The organism is Clostridium sp., from assembly GCF_036642255.1.
Classification (GTDB): domain Bacteria; phylum Bacillota; class Clostridia; order Clostridiales; family Clostridiaceae; genus Clostridium_J.
The window spans coordinates 63,491-81,399 of record NZ_JAVWDJ010000007.1 but is presented as its reverse complement, the minus strand read 5'-3'; the positions used below and the strand labels follow the sequence as shown (position 1 = coordinate 81,399).

At 30.2% G+C, this 17,909-nt stretch carries 18 protein-coding genes; all 18 read left to right on the top strand.

All coding sequences use genetic code 11. From position 1 onward, the window contains the following. The first annotated feature begins 35 nt into the window (after window positions 1-35). The 18 genes from RR409_RS05570 to RR409_RS05485 all read left to right on the top strand — a co-directional run bounded on the left by RR409_RS05570 (window position 36) and on the right by RR409_RS05485 (window position 17,875). Window positions 36-878 (top strand): YihY/virulence factor BrkB family protein, encoded by an 843-nt coding sequence (locus tag RR409_RS05570; protein WP_332556739.1) that lies wholly within the window; start codon window positions 36-38, stop codon window positions 876-878. A gap of 102 nt (window positions 879-980) precedes the next feature. Next, window positions 981-1,919: a type I phosphomannose isomerase catalytic subunit gene (locus RR409_RS05565; protein WP_332556738.1), complete on the top strand. Its 939-nt coding sequence runs from the start codon at window positions 981-983 to the stop codon at window positions 1,917-1,919. Window positions 1,920-2,318: 399 nt separating this feature from the next. Then, complete coding sequence (galU, locus tag RR409_RS05560) at window positions 2,319-3,182, top strand: UTP--glucose-1-phosphate uridylyltransferase GalU (protein WP_332556737.1); 864 nt, start codon at window positions 2,319-2,321, stop codon at window positions 3,180-3,182. Between the two features lie 249 nt (window positions 3,183-3,431). Further along, window positions 3,432-3,611, top strand: coding sequence for a hypothetical protein (locus tag RR409_RS05555; protein WP_332556736.1), 180 nt, complete (start codon window positions 3,432-3,434; stop codon window positions 3,609-3,611). Window positions 3,612-4,097: 486 nt separating this feature from the next. Next, window positions 4,098-6,146 carry a PAS domain-containing sensor histidine kinase gene (locus RR409_RS05550; protein WP_332556735.1) on the top strand — a complete coding sequence of 683 codons (2,049 nt, stop codon included), beginning with the start codon at window positions 4,098-4,100 and terminating at the stop codon, window positions 6,144-6,146. Between the two features lie 443 nt (window positions 6,147-6,589). Beyond that, a complete protein-coding gene (gene ssb / locus RR409_RS05545; RefSeq protein WP_332556734.1) occupies window positions 6,590-6,931 on the top strand; it encodes a single-stranded DNA-binding protein in 342 nt (113 codons plus the stop codon). A 318-nt stretch (window positions 6,932-7,249) separates the two neighbouring features. Next, window positions 7,250-8,200: a MoxR family ATPase gene (locus RR409_RS05540; RefSeq protein ID WP_332556733.1), complete on the top strand. Its 951-nt coding sequence runs from the start codon at window positions 7,250-7,252 to the stop codon at window positions 8,198-8,200. A 10-nt stretch (window positions 8,201-8,210) separates the two neighbouring features. Further along, the gene (locus RR409_RS05535) at window positions 8,211-9,338 is read left to right on the top strand and encodes a DUF58 domain-containing protein (RefSeq protein ID WP_332556732.1); all 1,128 of its coding nucleotides are present in this window, start codon (window positions 8,211-8,213) and stop codon (window positions 9,336-9,338) included. After that, window positions 9,338-10,600 carry a hypothetical protein gene (locus tag RR409_RS05530; protein WP_332556731.1) on the top strand — a complete coding sequence of 421 codons (1,263 nt, stop codon included), beginning with the start codon at window positions 9,338-9,340 and terminating at the stop codon, window positions 10,598-10,600. Before RR409_RS05535 ends, RR409_RS05530 begins: the two co-directional genes overlap by 1 nt. Window positions 10,601-10,935: 335 nt before the next feature. After that, window positions 10,936-11,286 (top strand): DUF6514 family protein, encoded by a 351-nt coding sequence (locus tag RR409_RS05525; RefSeq protein ID WP_332556730.1) that lies wholly within the window; start codon window positions 10,936-10,938, stop codon window positions 11,284-11,286. Between the two features lie 175 nt (window positions 11,287-11,461). Further along, the gene (acpS, locus tag RR409_RS05520; protein WP_332556729.1) at window positions 11,462-11,869 is read left to right on the top strand and encodes a holo-ACP synthase; all 408 of its coding nucleotides are present in this window, start codon (window positions 11,462-11,464) and stop codon (window positions 11,867-11,869) included. After that, entirely contained in the window at window positions 11,838-12,740 is a 903-nt protein-coding gene (locus tag RR409_RS05515; protein ID WP_332556728.1) for an NAD(P)H-hydrate dehydratase, read from the top strand. The genes acpS and RR409_RS05515 overlap by 32 nt, the downstream gene beginning before the upstream one ends. 301 nt (window positions 12,741-13,041) lie before the next feature. Then, window positions 13,042-13,659 (top strand): germination lipoprotein GerS-related protein, encoded by a 618-nt coding sequence (locus RR409_RS05510; RefSeq protein ID WP_332556727.1) that lies wholly within the window; start codon window positions 13,042-13,044, stop codon window positions 13,657-13,659. Between the two features lie 72 nt (window positions 13,660-13,731). Beyond that, entirely contained in the window at window positions 13,732-14,895 is a 1,164-nt protein-coding gene (gene alr, locus RR409_RS05505) for an alanine racemase (RefSeq protein ID WP_332556726.1), read from the top strand. Between the two features lie 147 nt (window positions 14,896-15,042). Continuing rightward, window positions 15,043-15,306: a CopG family transcriptional regulator gene (locus tag RR409_RS05500; protein ID WP_332556725.1), complete on the top strand. Its 264-nt coding sequence runs from the start codon at window positions 15,043-15,045 to the stop codon at window positions 15,304-15,306. Window positions 15,307-15,321: 15 nt separating this feature from the next. Beyond that, complete coding sequence (locus RR409_RS05495) at window positions 15,322-15,687, top strand: type II toxin-antitoxin system PemK/MazF family toxin (RefSeq protein ID WP_332556724.1); 366 nt, start codon at window positions 15,322-15,324, stop codon at window positions 15,685-15,687. Window positions 15,688-16,109: 422 nt separating this feature from the next. Next, entirely contained in the window at window positions 16,110-16,937 is an 828-nt protein-coding gene (locus RR409_RS05490) for a transketolase (protein WP_332556723.1), read from the top strand. Then, window positions 16,934-17,875 (top strand): transketolase family protein, encoded by a 942-nt coding sequence (locus tag RR409_RS05485; RefSeq protein WP_332556814.1) that lies wholly within the window; start codon window positions 16,934-16,936, stop codon window positions 17,873-17,875. The genes RR409_RS05490 and RR409_RS05485 overlap by 4 nt, the downstream gene beginning before the upstream one ends. The last annotated feature ends 34 nt before the right edge of the window (window positions 17,876-17,909 follow it).

The window sequence follows — 17,909 nt, the reverse complement described above, 5'->3', positions numbered from 1 at the left end:
TTATATCCTATTAAATATTGTTAGGAGAAATATATATGCGTTTAACTCAATATATAATTAAAATTATTTTAAGATATAAACATCATAATATAGGTGCATTGGCATCTCAAATGGCTTTTGATTTAGTGTTTGCTTTCTTTCCTTTTTTAATATTTTTACTTACTATGGTTGGATTTATTAATGTAGATCCTACTGATGTGCTATTTGCTCTTGAATCATTAATGCCATCGGATTTATATAACTCAGTTTCAACTTTAGCTCTTCAATTATTTCAAACTAGAAACACAAATTTATTGTCACTATCCTTGATTTTCACTCTTTATACGGCATCTAGAGGGTTTAGGGCGATAATGTATGGACTTAATGAAGCCTATGAAGAGAAAGAAACAAGGGGTTTTTTCAAGGTTATAATTATTTCTATAATATTCATGATTGGTGTTTCCTTGATAGTTGTGTTTTTACTTTTATTTTTGGTATTTGGAGAAATGCTCGGGCAAAGCTTAATTAAATGGTTTGGGCTCGATAATCAAATAGTTAATTATATTGCTTACATTAGATATCCCGTTGGATTTATTGGAATGATAGTGGTATTTTCCGGATTGTATTACTTTATACCTTGCAAGAGACTTAAGGTTACAGAAGTTTTGCCAGGTGCAATTTTCACAAGTATACTTTGGACTGTTTTATCAATTTTATTTGCTTATTATGTAAACAATTATGGAAATTATACTGTTATTTATGGAAGCATTGGATTCATAATAGTATTAATGCTGTGGCTCCAAATAACTTCCACTACTATTTTATTAGGTGGAGAACTCAATGCACTTTTGGCTCATGATAGAGAATTAAGATTTAAATTAAGCGAAAACATTAGGTAACACAAAATAGGTTTATAAATACTATATATTAATAAAACAAAGATAACTATCAAAGTACCTATTGATAGTTATTTTTGCTTAGTAATATTAATAGGTGATAAGGTGTATCCATTAAAGTTTATACCCATATATTTTGAAAAGATTTGGGGTGGAAGAGGATTAAAAGCGTTGAAGAGTTTTTTGCCAAAAGGTAATATTGGAGAATCTTGGGAAGTGAGTAGTCATAAAAACGGGCCTAGTGTGATTACTAATGGAAATTATGCAGGACTTACTTTAAAGGAACTTATAGATTTAGATAAGAATAAAGTTTTAGGAGCTGATTTTGAAGAAGAGGATTTTCCATTACTTTTAAAATTTATAAGTGCCAACAAAAAATTATCTGTTCAGGTACATCCAGGTGATGACTACGCAAGAAAAGAAGAGAATGAAAAAGGAAAAACAGAAGCGTGGTATGTTATCGAAGCAGCAGAAGGAGCAAACTTAATTATAGGTACAGAAAATTGTACAAAAAATGAATTTATTAAAGGTATAAAAGAAGGTAGATTAGATAAACACTTGAAGAAAGTATTCGTTAATAAGGGCGATGTATTCTTTATAGAAAGTGGTCTGATTCATGCCATCGGTCCAGGAGTGGTTCTCTTGGAAATCCAACAAAGCAGTGATGTTACCTATAGAGTTTATGATTACAATAGGGGAAGGGAACTTCATGTTAAGAAGGCACTTGATGTAATAAATTTAGGACTTACAAGTAAAAGTATTGAAGGAAAAAGAACCTTAAATGAGAAGTATGAAAAGATAGAATATATCAACTGTAAATATTTCGCATTAGAGGAGTATGATATTTTTGAAAGTATGGAAGATGACACTAGGGGAAAAGAGTTTTTTATATATAGTTGTATAGAAGGTAAAGGAAAAATTGTATATTCAAAGGGAGAAGAGTCAATAATGAAAGGTGAGAGTATACTGATACCATCCTCCCTTGGTGGAGTAAGTGTTTTAGGACGATTAAAGGTAATAAAAACTTACGTACCTAGTCCATGAACCAAACTATCCTCCTAAAAAAGATAGCGGATTTTACGCTATCTTTTACTTTTTACTAAACTTTATGTTAGAATATTTGTGTATGTACATGATGTGATGGAAGCATATTAATTTTCTTACATAGTTAGTTATTGAATTCTTAATATGGACAAAATACTTATTAATAAGTACTTAAGAAAAAATTTAATTTAAGTGAATTATGGAAATCTAAAGTTTACTCCAGAAGCATTATAAATGCTAGTTTAAAATAGTTTTGGTAAATTTAAGTGTTACGGCTAATGTCAGTGAACAAAATAAATATGTTTAGCGTTTTATTTATTCCTTGATAATAAGTAATAATATCAATAGTAATTTGTGATATTATATATATTATATAGAATTTTTTATGAGGTGAGTTATATGAAAGTTAAAAAGGCTATTATTCCAGCGGCAGGACTCGGTACTAGATTCTTACCTGCAACAAAAGCAATGCCAAAGGAAATGTTACCAATAGTAGACAAACCAACAATTCAATACATAATTGAAGAAGCTGTGGCTTCAGGGATAGAAGAAATTCTCATAATTACTGGAAGAAATAAAAAATCTATAGAAGATCATTTTGATAAGGCTATAGAATTAGAGTTGAATTTACAAAAGGGCGGAAAGCAGGACTTACTGGATATAGTTAACCAAAGTACTGATATGGCAAATATACATTATATAAGACAAAAGGAACCAAAAGGTCTTGGTCATGCTATTAGCTGTGCTAAAGCTTTTGTAGGAAATGAACCTTTTGCAGTTATGCTTGGTGACGATATAGTTGACAGTGAAACACCTTGTTTAAAACAGCTAATTGATGCTTTCGAAGAGAAGCAAGCAAGTATATTAGGGGTGCAAGAAGTAAAAAGAGAAAATGTTAATAAATATGGAATAGTTAAAGGTGCACAAATTTCAGATAGAGTTTATAAGGTAGAAGACTTAGTAGAGAAACCTAAAGTAGAAGAAGCTCCATCTAATGTTGCTATCTTAGGAAGATACATTATAACTCCAGAAATCTTCAACATATTAGAGAATACACAACCTGGAAAAGGTGGAGAAATCCAACTTACAGATGCATTAAAAACTTTAATATCGAAAGAAGAAATGTATGCATATGTGTTTGAAGGAAGAAGACATGATGTAGGAGATAAACTAGGATTTTTACAAGCGACAGTAGAATATGCATTAAAAAGAGATGATTTGAAGGATGACTTTAAAGAGTATCTTCAATCAATTATAAAATAATAGTAATAAAATCCTCCCATTTATAATAATATTTAGTGAAGTAAATATTTTAACCACATTTTGTAAGAATAAGTTTTTTCACCTTTAAGGTAGAAGAGCTTTTTTATAAAGTAGATTTAAGTGAAAACTTAATTTCATTATAAAGTGGTTTAATAAAATGAGTTAATTTATTTTAACTTTTTTAAAGCTGATAATATTTTATTTTTAGCTTTAAGTGCACTAAATAAATGTAAAGTGGGGGGATTTTTTATGTCAAAACAAAACAGAGGTAAAGCATTATGGAACTTACCAACTAGAGGAAGAGGAACATGTCCTGTGTGTAAGGTTGAGAGAATTAAAGTTTTGTATGATAAAACTTTAGGTGATGGTACTAAATTAAAGGTATGTAAAAGATGTAGAAATAAAAAAATAGAATCAATAGTAAAATAATTTTAGAGATTTAAGGAGAATTAAAAGTTAGCTTAACAAATTACTTTTTAATTCTCCTTTTATTTATTAGAGTAAATCCTATATTAAATAGTTAAAGGAAATATTTCTAAAGAATTAGAATTTAAATTAGTTCTGTTATTTATAAAATTTGAACTAATTTATTGATAACTTAGATTTCAGATTTGAATTTTAACTAAATTTTTATTTTTGGTGTAATACATAAGCAGCTAAACTTTACTTTAATGCAATAAAGCGAAGTATGACTCATAAAAGCAATGTGGAACATTTTACTATATAATTAAAATATTTTTGAATTTTATAAAATCCACATGAAAAAAACTTTATTAATCGACAAAAAATGTAGAATTATAAGGAAATTTAATGGAATTTTAGTGTAAACGATTTGTAAATTATAGTGTAAAATATAAACTGTTGATAAATTTGTAGAATATATGAAAGTTTAATTTCTTGCACAGGAGGGTATCAATGATTTCAATTACTAAAGTAGATGTTGAATTTTATGATATTCTTTCAGACCCTGTAATAATTATTGGCGAGGGTAACGAAATCTTGTATTGCAATGAAAGAGGAATAAGATTTTTAAGACTCTCAAATATGATGGATGTAAAAGACCTACCATTGAACAATTTTATAAAGTTTATAGGCGATGAAGATATAAAGTTTGATTATGAGTTTTTAAAACGAAGGAAGACATTAAATAGAATTAACACAAGGATAAGCACAGGATTTTTAGAAGATGTTAGTGTACAAGTAGTTGGAAAAGAAGTTGTTTTTCAAGGTATGGAAGGAATACTTCTTTTATTTAAGTTAGAAGAATTAATACATGAACAGGAAAGGCTTATCACAAATTATTTTACAAATATTGCAACTGGAGCCTGTAATAGTCTAGAAACTTCTATTAATTTGAGTAAAACTAGCACCTTAAATGATGGATTAAATCAGTTAAGTGAAGCAACGCTGAAAACTATAATTACTCAGACACCAAGTGCAGTTATTTTACTAAAGGATGGAAAAATAGTTTTTGTAAATAAGTCAGGGGTAGAACTTTTAGGAAAAAAAGATCCCCAAGAAGTATTAGGTGAAAAACTATTCAACTTAGTACATTTTGATTTTGATGGAAAAGAAAGTATTATAAGTGATGCAAAAAAACTTCTTGTTAGTGATACTATGTTACCCATAGTAGAGAGAAAACTTACAAGAGCTGATGGCAGTCAAGTGTACGCAGAACTAACTGCTATGTGTTTTAAAGAAAAAGAAGATATTTTAACCTTATTCATTGGAAAGAACATAACTAAAAGAGCAACTATGGAACAAAGCCTACAACGTAGCCAAGCTGATTATTCAAAACTTCTTAAATTTATTCCCTTTGGTATAGGGATTTATAGTGACAGTAAAGTTACCTTTTGCAATGATGCATTGTTTGAAACTTTAGGGGTTCAATCTATAAATGAAATTAATAAAAAAGCTATAAGAAGTTTTATTCACAAAGATAGTTTGGAACAAGTTCAGGAAATTTATAAATTGGCGTTGGATAGCATGCAACAATCTGAGTTTAAAGAAGTGCTTTTGAAAAGAAAAAATGGAACTAAAGTTCAAGTGGAAGTTGGAGCCGTTCCAATGTTTTTTGATAACAAAATGTCAGTGGTTTTTGTAATACATGATATTACTGAACGTAAAAAGGCTGAAAAGGATAAATTTAAGTTAGAACAGGCATTAAAGTATGACAAGCTAAAAACGGAGTTCATTTCTAATGTGTCTCACGAACTGAAAACTCCGCTAAATATAATATTAAGTATAGTTCAGGTTTTGGAGCTTAAGCAACAACAAGAGGATGAAAATCTTTCTAAAGTACAAAGAGATAAATATATTGGGGTAATGAAACAAAATTGCTACAGACTACTCCGTCTTATAAATAACTTGATTGATACAACTCGTATCGAAGTAGGTTATTTAAAAATGGATTTTGGAAATTATAATATAGTTAAGATTATTGAAGATATAACTTTATCTACAGTAGAATACATTGAAAGTAAGGGAATGTCCATCATTTTTGACACTGACGTAGAAGAAAAAATCATCGGTGTAGATAGAGAGAACATGGAAAGAGTAATGCTAAATTTACTTTCTAATGCAGTTAAGTTTTCTAAGGAAAATGGGGAAATACATGTATCAATATCTGATTTAGGTGATAAGGTTAGGATAAGTGTTAAAGATAATGGTATTGGCATACCTAAAAAGATGCAAGGAAAAGTCTTTGAAAGGTTTGTACAAGGCGAATCTCTATTTACTAGGGCCCATGAAGGTAGTGGAATTGGTCTTTCTTTAGTTAAATCAATTATAGAAGCTCATAGTGGAAAAGTTTATGTGAAGAGCAAGGAAAATAGAGGTAGCGAATTTATAGTAGATCTTCCTAATATAATATCTAAAAAAGAGGCAACTGCTCTGGCAAAAAAAAGTGTTAATGCTGGGAATGTTCAAAAAATAGAACTAGAATTTTCCGATATATATAATTAAAATATACCTGAATTATAACTAATATCATTTAGAAGGATAAACCTCCAGACTTAAAGAGCTTTAATGAGCCTAGTAACAATGAGGGAAAATATCCTTCTATTATTTTTGCAAAGAATTGGGTGTTAACTAAAATTCATAAAATAATAAATATATAAATTTATAAATAAATAATATTTATATTACACAAGTAGATATTTTTAACTTCTATAAAAGAAAATTTTTAGATAAGTATCACTACCTTAGTGAAACAAAGATATTATTCTTTTATATCATAAAAAAGTTTATTGTAGGATAAATATCACTAAATAAACTTTTTAATAATCTGAGTTTAAACTACATTCATAAAATTTTAACAATAATTTACATAAAAATTTTCTTATTTTGATTATAAAATTCTTTCATGGATAAAATTTTAGAAAAGAATATATCAATGGAGGTATACCATGAATAGAATTGTTTTAGTTGGAAGATTAACTCGAGATCCAGAAATGAAAGTTCTGGAAGATAACAACAAGGTGTTAACTAGAATTATGTTGGCGGTTGACAGACCTTATAAGACCCCATCAGGAGAAAAACAAGTGGATTTTATACCAGTAGTATTGTGGGGCAAAAAAGCAGAGATTGTCAGTGAATATTTAGTTAAAGGCAGTACGATTAGTGTCACTGGAAGATTACAAACTAAGGTTTATGTCAATGCAGAAGGACAAAGAAAATTCATTTCTGAAGTAATTGCTGATGAATTTCAATTTATGAACAATAAAAAAGCAAACGAGAAAATAGTTTAATAATAATTATGAAGCTTCAAGTCTGTAAGCTTGTATAAGGGGTAGTTGCTTTGGTAGTAGTGTTAATCTGCATCCTAAGTTGTTATACCTAAGCAGTTTGCTGCGAATCAAAATAAATCAGAAAAAATCAATTTTTTAAATTTAAATTTTTTACATGGATTTAAGAAAGCCTAACTGTATCAACTCAAATTTAAACTAAACTTTAAATTTTAAAAAACACTAAAAATAAAAGTTAATATTTTCAAAATTATTTGAAGATGCTATAAAATTATCCTCCAAACTTGGTATAATATATTTATACTGTTAGGAGGTTTTTTTATGGAAATTAATAAGTTTATACAGTTTAGAGAAAAGTCAAAAGCAAATATTGGAAAAGTTATAATTGGAAAAGAACAAAATATAGATAAAATAATTGTAGCATTTATAACATCAGGACATGTACTTCTTGAAGATGTACCTGGTCTTGGAAAAACTAAGCTAGCGAGAAGTTTAGCGAAGACCATGAATTGCAGCTTTAAAAGAATTCAATTTACCCCAGATTTACTTCCATCAGATTTAACAGGAATTTATTTTTACAATCAACGTAGTCAAGAGTTTGAATTTAGAGAGGGTCCATTACTAAGTCAAATTGTTCTTGCAGACGAGATAAATAGAGCTACTCCAAGAACCCAATCAGCATTACTTGAGTGCATGGAGGAAAGACAAATAACGGTGGAAGGACATACAATTCCATTAAAAAAACCTTTCTTTGTAATAGCAACACAAAATCCAGTGGAGCAGTTTGGAACCTTTCCACTACCTGAAGCTCAGTTAGATAGATTTTTTATTAAACTTTCTATGGGGTATCCAGATTATAATGAAGAAAAGCAGATGTTAGATAGATTTATGGATTCAGATCCATTAGAAACACTGGATGCAGCCATAACCTTAGAGGAAATTGAATATGTTCAGAATAATTATAGTAAGGTACATGTAAGCGAAGAAATCAAAAGTTATATTTTAGATATTGTTAAGGCTACCAGAGTTCATAAGGATGTAGAACTTGGATGCAGTCCTAGAGCTTCTCTAAATATGATGAAAGGGTGTCAAGCTTTAGCAGCTATAAGGGGAAGAGATTATGTGATTCCAGAAGATGTTAAGGAGCTTGCAATACCAATTATGGTACATAGAATTATTGTAAGAAATGAAATTAATGTTGGAAATAATAAAGCTGAAAAAGTGATAAATGATATATTAAACACAGTGCAAACACCATTAGAAAAAATATAGAGGTGGTAAAATGCTAATTCAGTATTTATTTCTAATACTTCTTATAGCTTTAATTATAATATTTGCAGAGTTTATAAGAAGAAAAGGGTTTGATAACTTAAAAATATATAGAGAAGTTGAAAATAATAAAGTCATTGAGGGTGAAACTTTCAAAATAACTATGGTTTTAGAGAATAATAAAAGATTACCCTTATTTTTTCTTGCTATATCAGAGCAAATTCCTTTTGGGCTCCAATATGCCACAGAAGTTACTGCATATATGGAGGGGAAGGATATATGGCACGTGAGTAAGTATTCCATAAAGTGGTATGAAAGAAGAAAGAGGACATATACCTTAGTGGGAGCAGCTAGAGGTACTTATCTCATAAAAAATATGAATATAACAGTAGGAGATATCTTTGGGCTTTCAGCTAACAGCAAAGAGCAAGAGGATTATATAGAAGTAATAGTGTATCCTAAAATTCATGGCATTAATAAATATGAGTTTGATATTACCAGCTTTCAGGGAGAAGATGCAGTTAGAAGATGGATACATAAGGATCCTTTATTTATCAAAGGAATAAGAGAGTACAATGTGGAAGATAGGATGAAGGATATCCACTGGAAATCAAGTCTTAAGATGAATAAACTAATGGTTAAGGACTATGATTATACCTCTGAAAGAGAACTAGTAATAATACTAAATGTTCAATGTGGTGATCCTCATTGGTCTAATATCCAAAAAGAAGCTATAGAAGCTGGAATTAGAATAGCAGCTTCTTTAGGGGCAAAGGCTATTAAAGAGGGAATGCCTACAGGAATGTGGACTAATGCTCAACTTATTACTTACGATACAACAGTGGCTAATGAAATTAAGCCCACCATGGGTAGCTTCAAAGCTATTATGGAAATGTGTGCTAGGGCAGATATAGCAACAAAATGGGACTTTAACGAATATTTACAAAAGAGAGCACAAAGCTTTAATAGTAATTGTACTTATGTTATTGTAACACCATATCTAAATGAAAAAGATATCAATGTTATAAGTAAACTAAGAAGAAGTGGTCATAAAATTAAAATTATAGATGTATCTCTAAAATCAAGTGTACCGGCTATTGATGGAATAGAAAAAATAATATACAAAGGGGGTATAGTATAATGAGTTGGTTTAGACAAATTAAAACTCTTTATTCTGCTACTTACCTATTGCTGCTATTCATTATTTGGACACTTTTAAGCTCCATATTTTTGTCAAATGAATTATCATTTAATAATTATTTGATAATATTAGGCACAATATTTTTAATGGAATATTTATATTGTAAGGAGTACAAAAAGCATACAATTCTCGCTATACCATTAGTGTTAGGTGGAGTAGCTTTATGGATCAGTGAAAGTTTGTATTTAGCTATTTTAAATTATTTATTCTTAGTGGCTTGTGTGATTGTTATATACAAAGATGAAGGATCTCAAATAAATTATGAAGAGTATAGAAGGAAATGGATTACTGGAGCATATCTTATATTGGCCTTGACCATTGTTGCTGTGTTATATGCACCAACATTGTTAGCCCCCATATTTAGACTATATATTATGTTCTTCATATTAGTAGTAATAAGTCTAAGAGAAAGTTTAAGATATAATTACAGTATTAGAAGTAAGTATTCTAAATATATAAACTTAGGAATAATACTTCTTAATATAATCATATTTCAAGAATATACCTATAAAATTTTCTCTATTATTATGAGTAAAGTGTTTTTTGGGGCAAATCTAGCTTTAGAATATACCGTTACGGCAATAGTAAAGGTGCTAAGTTACCCTATAAGTTATGGAATTCAACTTATTAGAAAGATATTTTCTAGGTCAGATATGGATACAACCGGGTTGTTCCATCGTTTTGAAATGTTGGTTAGGGAAGAAAATAAGAATATCTTTGCTAATGATAATTTTAGGGACGAAGCTTCCATGGTTTTTGTTATGACACTTTTAAAGGTAATGTTAGCTATTGCAATTTTTATTATTATAGTAAGAACATTAGCTGTATTAAGTAAGGTAGAAAAGAAAGAAGTTGGATATGAGGAATTCAAAGAAAAACTAGAAGATAATAAAAGAAATAAACAAGGATTTGTGGCTAACACCTTAAAGAATATATTTAGGAAAAAAGGCTCTGTCAAAGAAGAAATACTATATAATTACAGTGAGTTTGAGAAAGTCACAGAAAAGGTTGAAATTTTCAAACCCTACATGACAGCGTCACAACTTAATAATGTTACAAAAATTAAGGTAGATAATGTAGAAAATTTAGATGCAATGACAAGGATTTACAACGAGGCAAAATTCTCCAAACATGAGGCAAATGATGAAAGTTTAGTAGTTGTTAAGAAGGCAGTCGACAATATAAAATCACAGTTAAAGTAGAATCTTACAAAAAGGTAGATGAATTTGAAGCTTAATATAGGGGTTTTACAAAAAGGTAAAGGTGAAAAACATACTATTTTTACAAAAAGGCATAGACAAATCTACAAAAAGGATTCAACAAATTAAGATAATTTCGACAATTTTACTAGTTTATTGACGGATAAATGGAATTAATAGGAAATGACAGTACAAGATTATATCAATTGTGTGATAATTGTGTCAATTTAAAGGGATAAGATCTAATAAACCCCTACATTAATTGACACAATTTTCTTTTTGTTCGTGTTACAATTTATCCATAGATATGAGTTAGTAATAACGAGGGGGTTGTCAAAGTGATAGTTGAAACTTTAACGAACAAAGTTGTGGAAGAAGGAAGAGAGTTTACATATGTGTATAAACTTTTGAAAAGTGATTTTCTTATGGAAGTTGAAGGTAACCAAAAAAGCATACAAGCATATGGTATTGAAGTGGAAACACAAGACGTGATTAACGGTGAGATGACAACGATGTTCTCTGATTGCGAAAAATATATAAGTCCACAAAGACATAAAGTACAAGCATTACTAAAATTATTAAACGATAATTCAGTTTCACCAATTCACTTTATTGATATAATTGGAGAATATATAGATGAATATATAGGGGATTTTGATGAAGAATTTAGAGGGATAGCAAACTGTTAAGGGAGATTTATACTCCCTTATTTTTATATAACTCAATATAAGATGTGTGAAAAATCTTAATCTTGTGGTAAAATATAAAAAAAGACCTATAATATTATAATGAATAAGCAGTAGACTTAAATATTTTATTTATAGGGGATCAATAAGCTCTTAAGTTTTAAAGGGGGGTGGCACTGTGATTATAGGTGTAGGAGTAGATATAATCGAAATTAGAAGAATAAAGGCTGCGCTAGAAAAAAGTAATGCTTTTCTTCAAAAGGTTTTTACTAGTTCAGAAATAGAGTATCTTAAAGGAAGAAATTTAAGACCTGAGTATGTAGCAGGTAGATTTGCAGCTAAGGAAGCTGTATCGAAGGCGTTAGGGACAGGCTTTAGAGGATTTGAGTTTAAAGATATTATAATTGAAAGTACTACTCTAGGAAAACCTATAGTTGTGTTAAAAGGAAAAGCAAAACTAATAGCAAAAAAAGAAGGTGAATATAACATACATCTTAGCATTTCTCATGGAGAAGATAATGCAATAGCTTATGCAGTTTTGGAGGTGAATCCTAATGGGAAAAGCCTTGGATATACTGAAGAATAATAAGATGAGCGCTCTAATTTTTAATAATAAGGAAGTAAGAGTAGATGAAGATGTTGTTAGAAACACATTAATACCAAGAGATAAAGAGGGGTATAAGGGAGATTTCGGAAGAGTTTTAGTGATTGCAGGCTCAAGGGGATATTCAGGAGCAGCTTTTCTTACTACTGAGGGGGTAGTGAGAAGTGGTGCGGGACTTGTAACTCTATGCATTCCAAAGGAACTACAAGATATTATGAGCATTAAGCTTACAGAGGCTATGACCATCAATTATGAGGAAACAGAAAAGATAAATAGTATCGTAGCAAAAAGTGATGTGATAGCCATAGGACCTGGGATGACTAATAGCAGATTAACCTACAACATACTTAGTGAAACTATTTTAAAAAGTGAATGTCCAATTGTTATTGATGCTGATGGATTAAATGTGCTTCAAAGTAATCTTGAACTTCTACAAATGAAGAATAATCAGATTATTCTTACTCCTCACTATGGGGAGATGGCAAGACTTACAAGAATGACTATAGATGAAATAAAGGAAGACAAAATTAGAATTGCAAAGAAGTTTGCAAAAGAACATGAAGTAATTCTACTACTAAAGGGACATCGAACTATAATTACTGATGGTAGTGATGTTTTTATAAACACCACAGGAAATAGTGCTATGGCTTCAGGGGGAATGGGTGATGTTCTTACCGGTATTATTGCATCCTTTATTGCTCAAGGCTATGAACCTTTAGAAGCAACTTATTTAGCTACCTACATTCATGGATATTGTGGGGACAAGCTAGCTGAAACTATGTTTTGTGTTAATGCTTCTCATATAATTGAAGAATTACCCTTTATAATTAAAGAGATTTTTGATAGGAAATAATGAAATTAAAGAGAAACAAAAGTGTTCATTGTCAAATTAAACATAGCTTAGAAAATAAAAAACCAATTGTACTTAAGGTGTTTTAAAAAAATACCTAATGGGATGTTAATCTATTTTAACCATACTTAATCATAAAAGTTTTATTAGAACAAATACCAAAGTTATCTAGAATTTTGCAAGATAAATAGTTAACAGATACTTCATTAAGTATTCATATTATTTCAAATATTAAAAACTACTAGTTATAGAATCCTTGAGGTCGTAATAAATATAGTAGTGTATTAATTAATTGGAGGAGTATATGAATAAAAAGGTTATTTTTTCACTGGTAGGAGTATTCACTGCTTTTATATTATTGATTATTGGTGTTATGGTTTTTACAGTAATGTCAAAACCAAAGGATGTAAACGATATAGTTAGTGATTTAAGGGAAATAAAGCAATATAAAAGTGATGTAAATTTTGAAATTGTAAATGATATGCAGACACTTTTATATAAGGGGCATCAAACTTACAAGAAAGACCTAGGTTATAAATTAGACCTAGGTGAGGGAAGAACCTTTATCTTTAAAGGTGATGAAATAACAGTGATAGATAAGGAAAATCAAAAAGACTATAAGGTTGATAAAACCTTTGATGAAGTATTTAAGTACAGTTTTATTGGAGAATACATAGAATTAATAAACACAAATGAGGAACTTAATTTTAAGAAAGAAACAATTGATGAAGAAGAATTCTTACTTATAGATCTTTTGATTCCTGGAAGTAACAGAAACATGTTCAAAGGAGTTTTGTATGTAAGTGTTAAGGAAAATTTACCTAAGAAGCTAGTAATTTACGATTCAAATGATAAAGAAAGAATAAGATGTACTTATGAGAACTTTGATTACGGTGAGAAAGTCGAAGTTGAGGAGTTTTAAGTCAAATCTATAGATGACAATTGATAAGAGATGAGAGGATAACTCATCTAATAAACTAGTGAGGTGAATAAGTTGTTCAAAGAATTAAGACCTGTTTGGGCAGAAATAGATTTAGATGCAATTGCAAATAATATGAGGGAAATTAGGCGAATATCAACCTCTAAGGAAATTATAGCAATAATTAAAGCAGATGGATATGGTCATGGAGCAATTGATATTGCACCAGTACTTTTAGAAAATGGTGCAGATAGATTTGGAGTGGCTGTGATAACTGAAGCTATAGAGCTTAGAAATAATGGTATTAATGTTCCTATTATGGTTTTAGGTTTTACACCACCAACCTTATATGAAAGAATATTAGAACATAATATTGAACAAACTATTTATAATTATAATGATGCAGAAGAACTATCAAAAATTGCCCTTGAGAGAAATAAAGTTGCAAGGATTCACATAGCAATAGATACGGGCATGGGACGTATTGGATTTTTGCCTAATGAAGAAAGTGCTCAAGAGGTTTTAAAGATCAGTGAACTTCCCAATGTAGAAATAATAGGTTTATTTACTCATTTTTCTTCTTCAGATGATCTTGATAAGACTTATTCTATGTTGCAAATTAAGAAATACAATGAATTTAATGAGAAACTAATAGATTTAGGTATAGATATACCATTAAAGCATTTAAGTAATAGTGCAGCTACTATGGACTTACCAATAGCTCATTACAACGCTGTAAGACCTGGAATAATTCTTTACGGTTGCTATCCTTCAGAGGAAGTAATGAAAGAAAAAGTTAATGTGCAACCCGTAATGTCAATAAAGGCAAATATTGTACACATAAAGACTCTTACTGAAGGTGAATATATAAGTTATGGAAGAACCTTCAAAACAGAAAGAGAAAGTGTAATAGCTACACTACCTATAGGTTATGCAGATGGTTTTACTAGATTGCTCTTTGGAAAAGCAAAAGTTATTATAAATGGAAAATTTGCTCCTGTGGTTGGAAGAATCTGTATGGATCAGTGTATGATAGATATTACTGATATTGATGGTGTAAAAATTGGAGATGAGGTTATACTTATAGGTGCAGATGAGTTTAACAACGTTATTACCGCAGATGATATTGCAAAACAAGTGGGAACTATAAACTATGAGGTTGTTTGTGCAGTAAGTAAAAGGGTGCCAAGAGTTTACAAAAAAGGTGGCAAAATCATTAATATAAGAAATTATGTATAATATGGTTTTAATATTTGAAGAATCTCGTTAGAAATTTGTTGCAAAAAGTAGAAAAATGAGAGAATTTCTTTGACATAATGACAGTTGTTGAATTATAATTAATCTGTACATATAGTTGTTATTGTTAACAGGAGGTATTAAATTTCCATGTCTAACTCAAAGAAATTGGTCGCAGACCTCTCAAAAACTTTCTGCCAAGAATTTAATGAAGCTTTTCAAAAAGAATGCAAAAAAAGTAGTGAATTTATTGACGATGGTTTAATAGTATATATAGAAGAGAGAAAAACTTCAAGTTTTCTAGAAGAGATGAAGCAGGGCTATTTAGCTATGGCAGAATTGAATCTAGAAGTTTCAGAATTCGGCTTAGAAAAAGATATTTATGATTTAATTGAATATGAAGCTAGGCTTTAGGAGAGTGAATGCCTCATGACGACTGTTGTGAAGAGGGGAGATATTTTTTATGCTGACCTGAGCCCTGTAGTCGGTTCAGAGCAAGGTGGGATTAGACCAGTTATCATTATTCAAAATGATATTGGAAATAGATATAGTCCTACAGTGATAGTAGCAGCAATAACTTCTCAGATAAATAAGGCAAAACTCCCTACTCACGTTGAGATTTCTTCAGAAGAGTATGGTTTGAATAAAGATTCAGTAGTTTTGCTTGAACAAGTAAGAACATTAGATAAAAGAAGACTTAAGGAGAAAATTGGTCATATGACTGATGATGACATGGATAAAGTAGATGTTGCATTAATGATCAGTTTAGATTTGAAAGTTAAGAATAAAAATTAATAGATTTAAATTATGGACTGTTAACTCATAAGTTGACAGTCCTTTTAATGGAAATCAGATAATTTAATGATATTTTTTAAGAATAACCCTATGATCCTCATAGGAACTTAAATAAATTAAAAGAGGGGGTTAAACTTATTTCCACGAGTGAATAGACAAAACAAAGTAAAATGTTGTTTAATTTAGTTTAATTCCAGTAATTTTATAAGAATTAAATTTTTCAAAGGATTACAAAAAATATTTACTATTATATAACAAATTTATTGAAAATTATAATAAATTTGAAAATCTTTGTAATAAAAAGGGCAATAATAAAAAGGTAAATATATATTGCATAGGATCTTTTTAAAATTATAATAAACTGTTGTTAAACATAAGAAAATTGTTATAATAAACATAGAACTAAATCTAGGAGGTATACCATGGAAAAATCACTAGAGTCATTAAAGCAGATTACCAAAGCTGTAAGAGAAGACATAATAAGAATGTTAACTGAGTCAGGTTCAGGTCACCCAGGTGGATCATTATCTGCAGTAGAGATTATGACTACATTATATTTTAATGAAATGAATGTAGATATTAAAAATCCGAAAGATCCTAACAGAGATAGATTTGTACTTTCAAAAGGCCACGCAGCGCCAGTATTATACAGTGTTCTATCAGAAAAAGGCTTCTTCAATAAAGAAGAACTTATGAAGCTAAGAAAAATGGGAGCTATGTTACAAGGTCATCCAAATATGACATACATACCAGGAGTGGATATGTCTACTGGTTCTTTAGGACATGGAATTTCAGCTGCAGTAGGAATGGCTCTTGCAGGAAAATTAGATAAAAAAGATTATAGAGTATATTCTTTACTAGGAGATGGAGAGCTTGAAGAAGGCCAAGTTTGGGAAGCAGCTATGGCAGCAGCTCACTATAATCTAGACAACTTAACAGCTTTTGTTGACTTCAATGGTCTTCAAATTGATGGAGATTGTTCAGATGTAATGAATCCTAATCCAATCGCTGACAAATTTGTGGCATTTGGATGGAACGTAATTTCTCTTGAAGATGGTCACGATTTAGTAGCTATAAAAAATGCCATCGAAGAAGGTAAAAAAGTAAAAGATAAACCTACCATGATAGTTTGTAAAACAATAAAAGGTAAAGGTGTATCATTTATGGAGAATGAAGCTGGTTGGCATGGTTCTACTCCTAATAAAGAACAATGTGATATAGCACTAAGTGAGATTGGAGGAGAAGCATAATGAGTAAAATAGCAACTAGAGAAGCTTATGGAAAAGCACTTGCAAGAATAGGTGCAGAAAATGAAAATATTGTAGTTCTTGATGCTGATTTATCAAAATCTACTAAAACTGCAGATTTTAAAAAGGTTTGTCCAGAAAGATTTATAAATATGGGAATTGCTGAAGCAAACATGATGACTGTAGCTGCAGGTCTTGCTACTTGTGGAAAGATTCCTTTCGCTTCAACCTTTGCGATGTTTGCAGCAGGAAGAGCTTTTGAGCAAATCAGAAACTCAATATGTTACCCTAAATTAAATGTAAAAGTTTGTGCAACTCATGCTGGTATTACAGTAGGAGAAGATGGTGCATCTCACCAATCAGTAGAAGATATTTCTCTTATGAGAAGTATTCCCAATATGGTTGTTATCAGTCCAAGTGATGCTGTTGAAACAGAAGCAGCTATTGAGGCTATTGTTAATTACAATGGACCATGCTACGTAAGACTTGGAAGAAGCGCTGTTTCAGTTGTTAATGACAATAAAGATTATAAATTTGAAATTGGAAAAGGAATAACTCTAAGAGAAGGTAAAGATGTTGCTATTATAGCTACTGGAATTATGGTAGAAGCTGCTCTTGAAGCTGCTAATCTTTTAGCTGAAGAAGGAATAAAAGCAAGAGTTATTAACATCCACACAATTAAACCTATAGATGAGAATTTAATTGCTAAAGCTGCAAGGGAAACTGGTCTTATTGTTACTGCTGAAGAACACAGCATTATAGGTGGACTTGGTTCTGCAGTAGCAGAAGTTGTAACTTCCCTTCATCCAGTTCCAGTAATGAGAGTTGGAATTAAGGATACTTTTGGTGAGAGCGGAAAACCAGCTGAGCTATTAAAAGCATATGGATTAACTGCAGAAGATATAGTTGGTGCGGTTAAAAAGGGTTTACAAATAAAATAATTATTTAAGGGTGGATGTTATAATCCACCTTTAA

Excerpts from the sequence above, each read along its gene's own strand:
- RR409_RS05570 (WP_332556739.1), top strand. The coding sequence starts at position 36 with ATGCGTTTAACTCAATATATAATTAAAATTATTTTAAGATATAAACAT.
- galU (WP_332556737.1), top strand. The coding sequence starts at position 2,319 with ATGAAAGTTAAAAAGGCTATTATTCCAGCGGCAGGACTCGGTACTAGA.
- RR409_RS05555 (WP_332556736.1), top strand. The coding sequence starts at position 3,432 with ATGTCAAAACAAAACAGAGGTAAAGCATTATGGAACTTACCAACTAGA.
- RR409_RS05550 (WP_332556735.1), top strand. The coding sequence starts at position 4,098 with ATGATTTCAATTACTAAAGTAGATGTTGAATTTTATGATATTCTTTCA.
- ssb (WP_332556734.1), top strand. The coding sequence starts at position 6,590 with ATGAATAGAATTGTTTTAGTTGGAAGATTAACTCGAGATCCAGAAATG.
- RR409_RS05540 (WP_332556733.1), top strand. The coding sequence starts at position 7,250 with ATGGAAATTAATAAGTTTATACAGTTTAGAGAAAAGTCAAAAGCAAAT.
- RR409_RS05535 (WP_332556732.1), top strand. The coding sequence starts at position 8,211 with ATGCTAATTCAGTATTTATTTCTAATACTTCTTATAGCTTTAATTATA.
- RR409_RS05530 (WP_332556731.1), top strand. The coding sequence starts at position 9,338 with ATGAGTTGGTTTAGACAAATTAAAACTCTTTATTCTGCTACTTACCTA.
- RR409_RS05515 (WP_332556728.1), top strand. The coding sequence starts at position 11,838 with ATGGGAAAAGCCTTGGATATACTGAAGAATAATAAGATGAGCGCTCTA.
- RR409_RS05510 (WP_332556727.1), top strand. The coding sequence starts at position 13,042 with ATGAATAAAAAGGTTATTTTTTCACTGGTAGGAGTATTCACTGCTTTT.
- RR409_RS05500 (WP_332556725.1), top strand. The coding sequence starts at position 15,043 with ATGTCTAACTCAAAGAAATTGGTCGCAGACCTCTCAAAAACTTTCTGC.
- RR409_RS05495 (WP_332556724.1), top strand. The coding sequence starts at position 15,322 with ATGACGACTGTTGTGAAGAGGGGAGATATTTTTTATGCTGACCTGAGC.
- RR409_RS05490 (WP_332556723.1), top strand. The coding sequence starts at position 16,110 with ATGGAAAAATCACTAGAGTCATTAAAGCAGATTACCAAAGCTGTAAGA.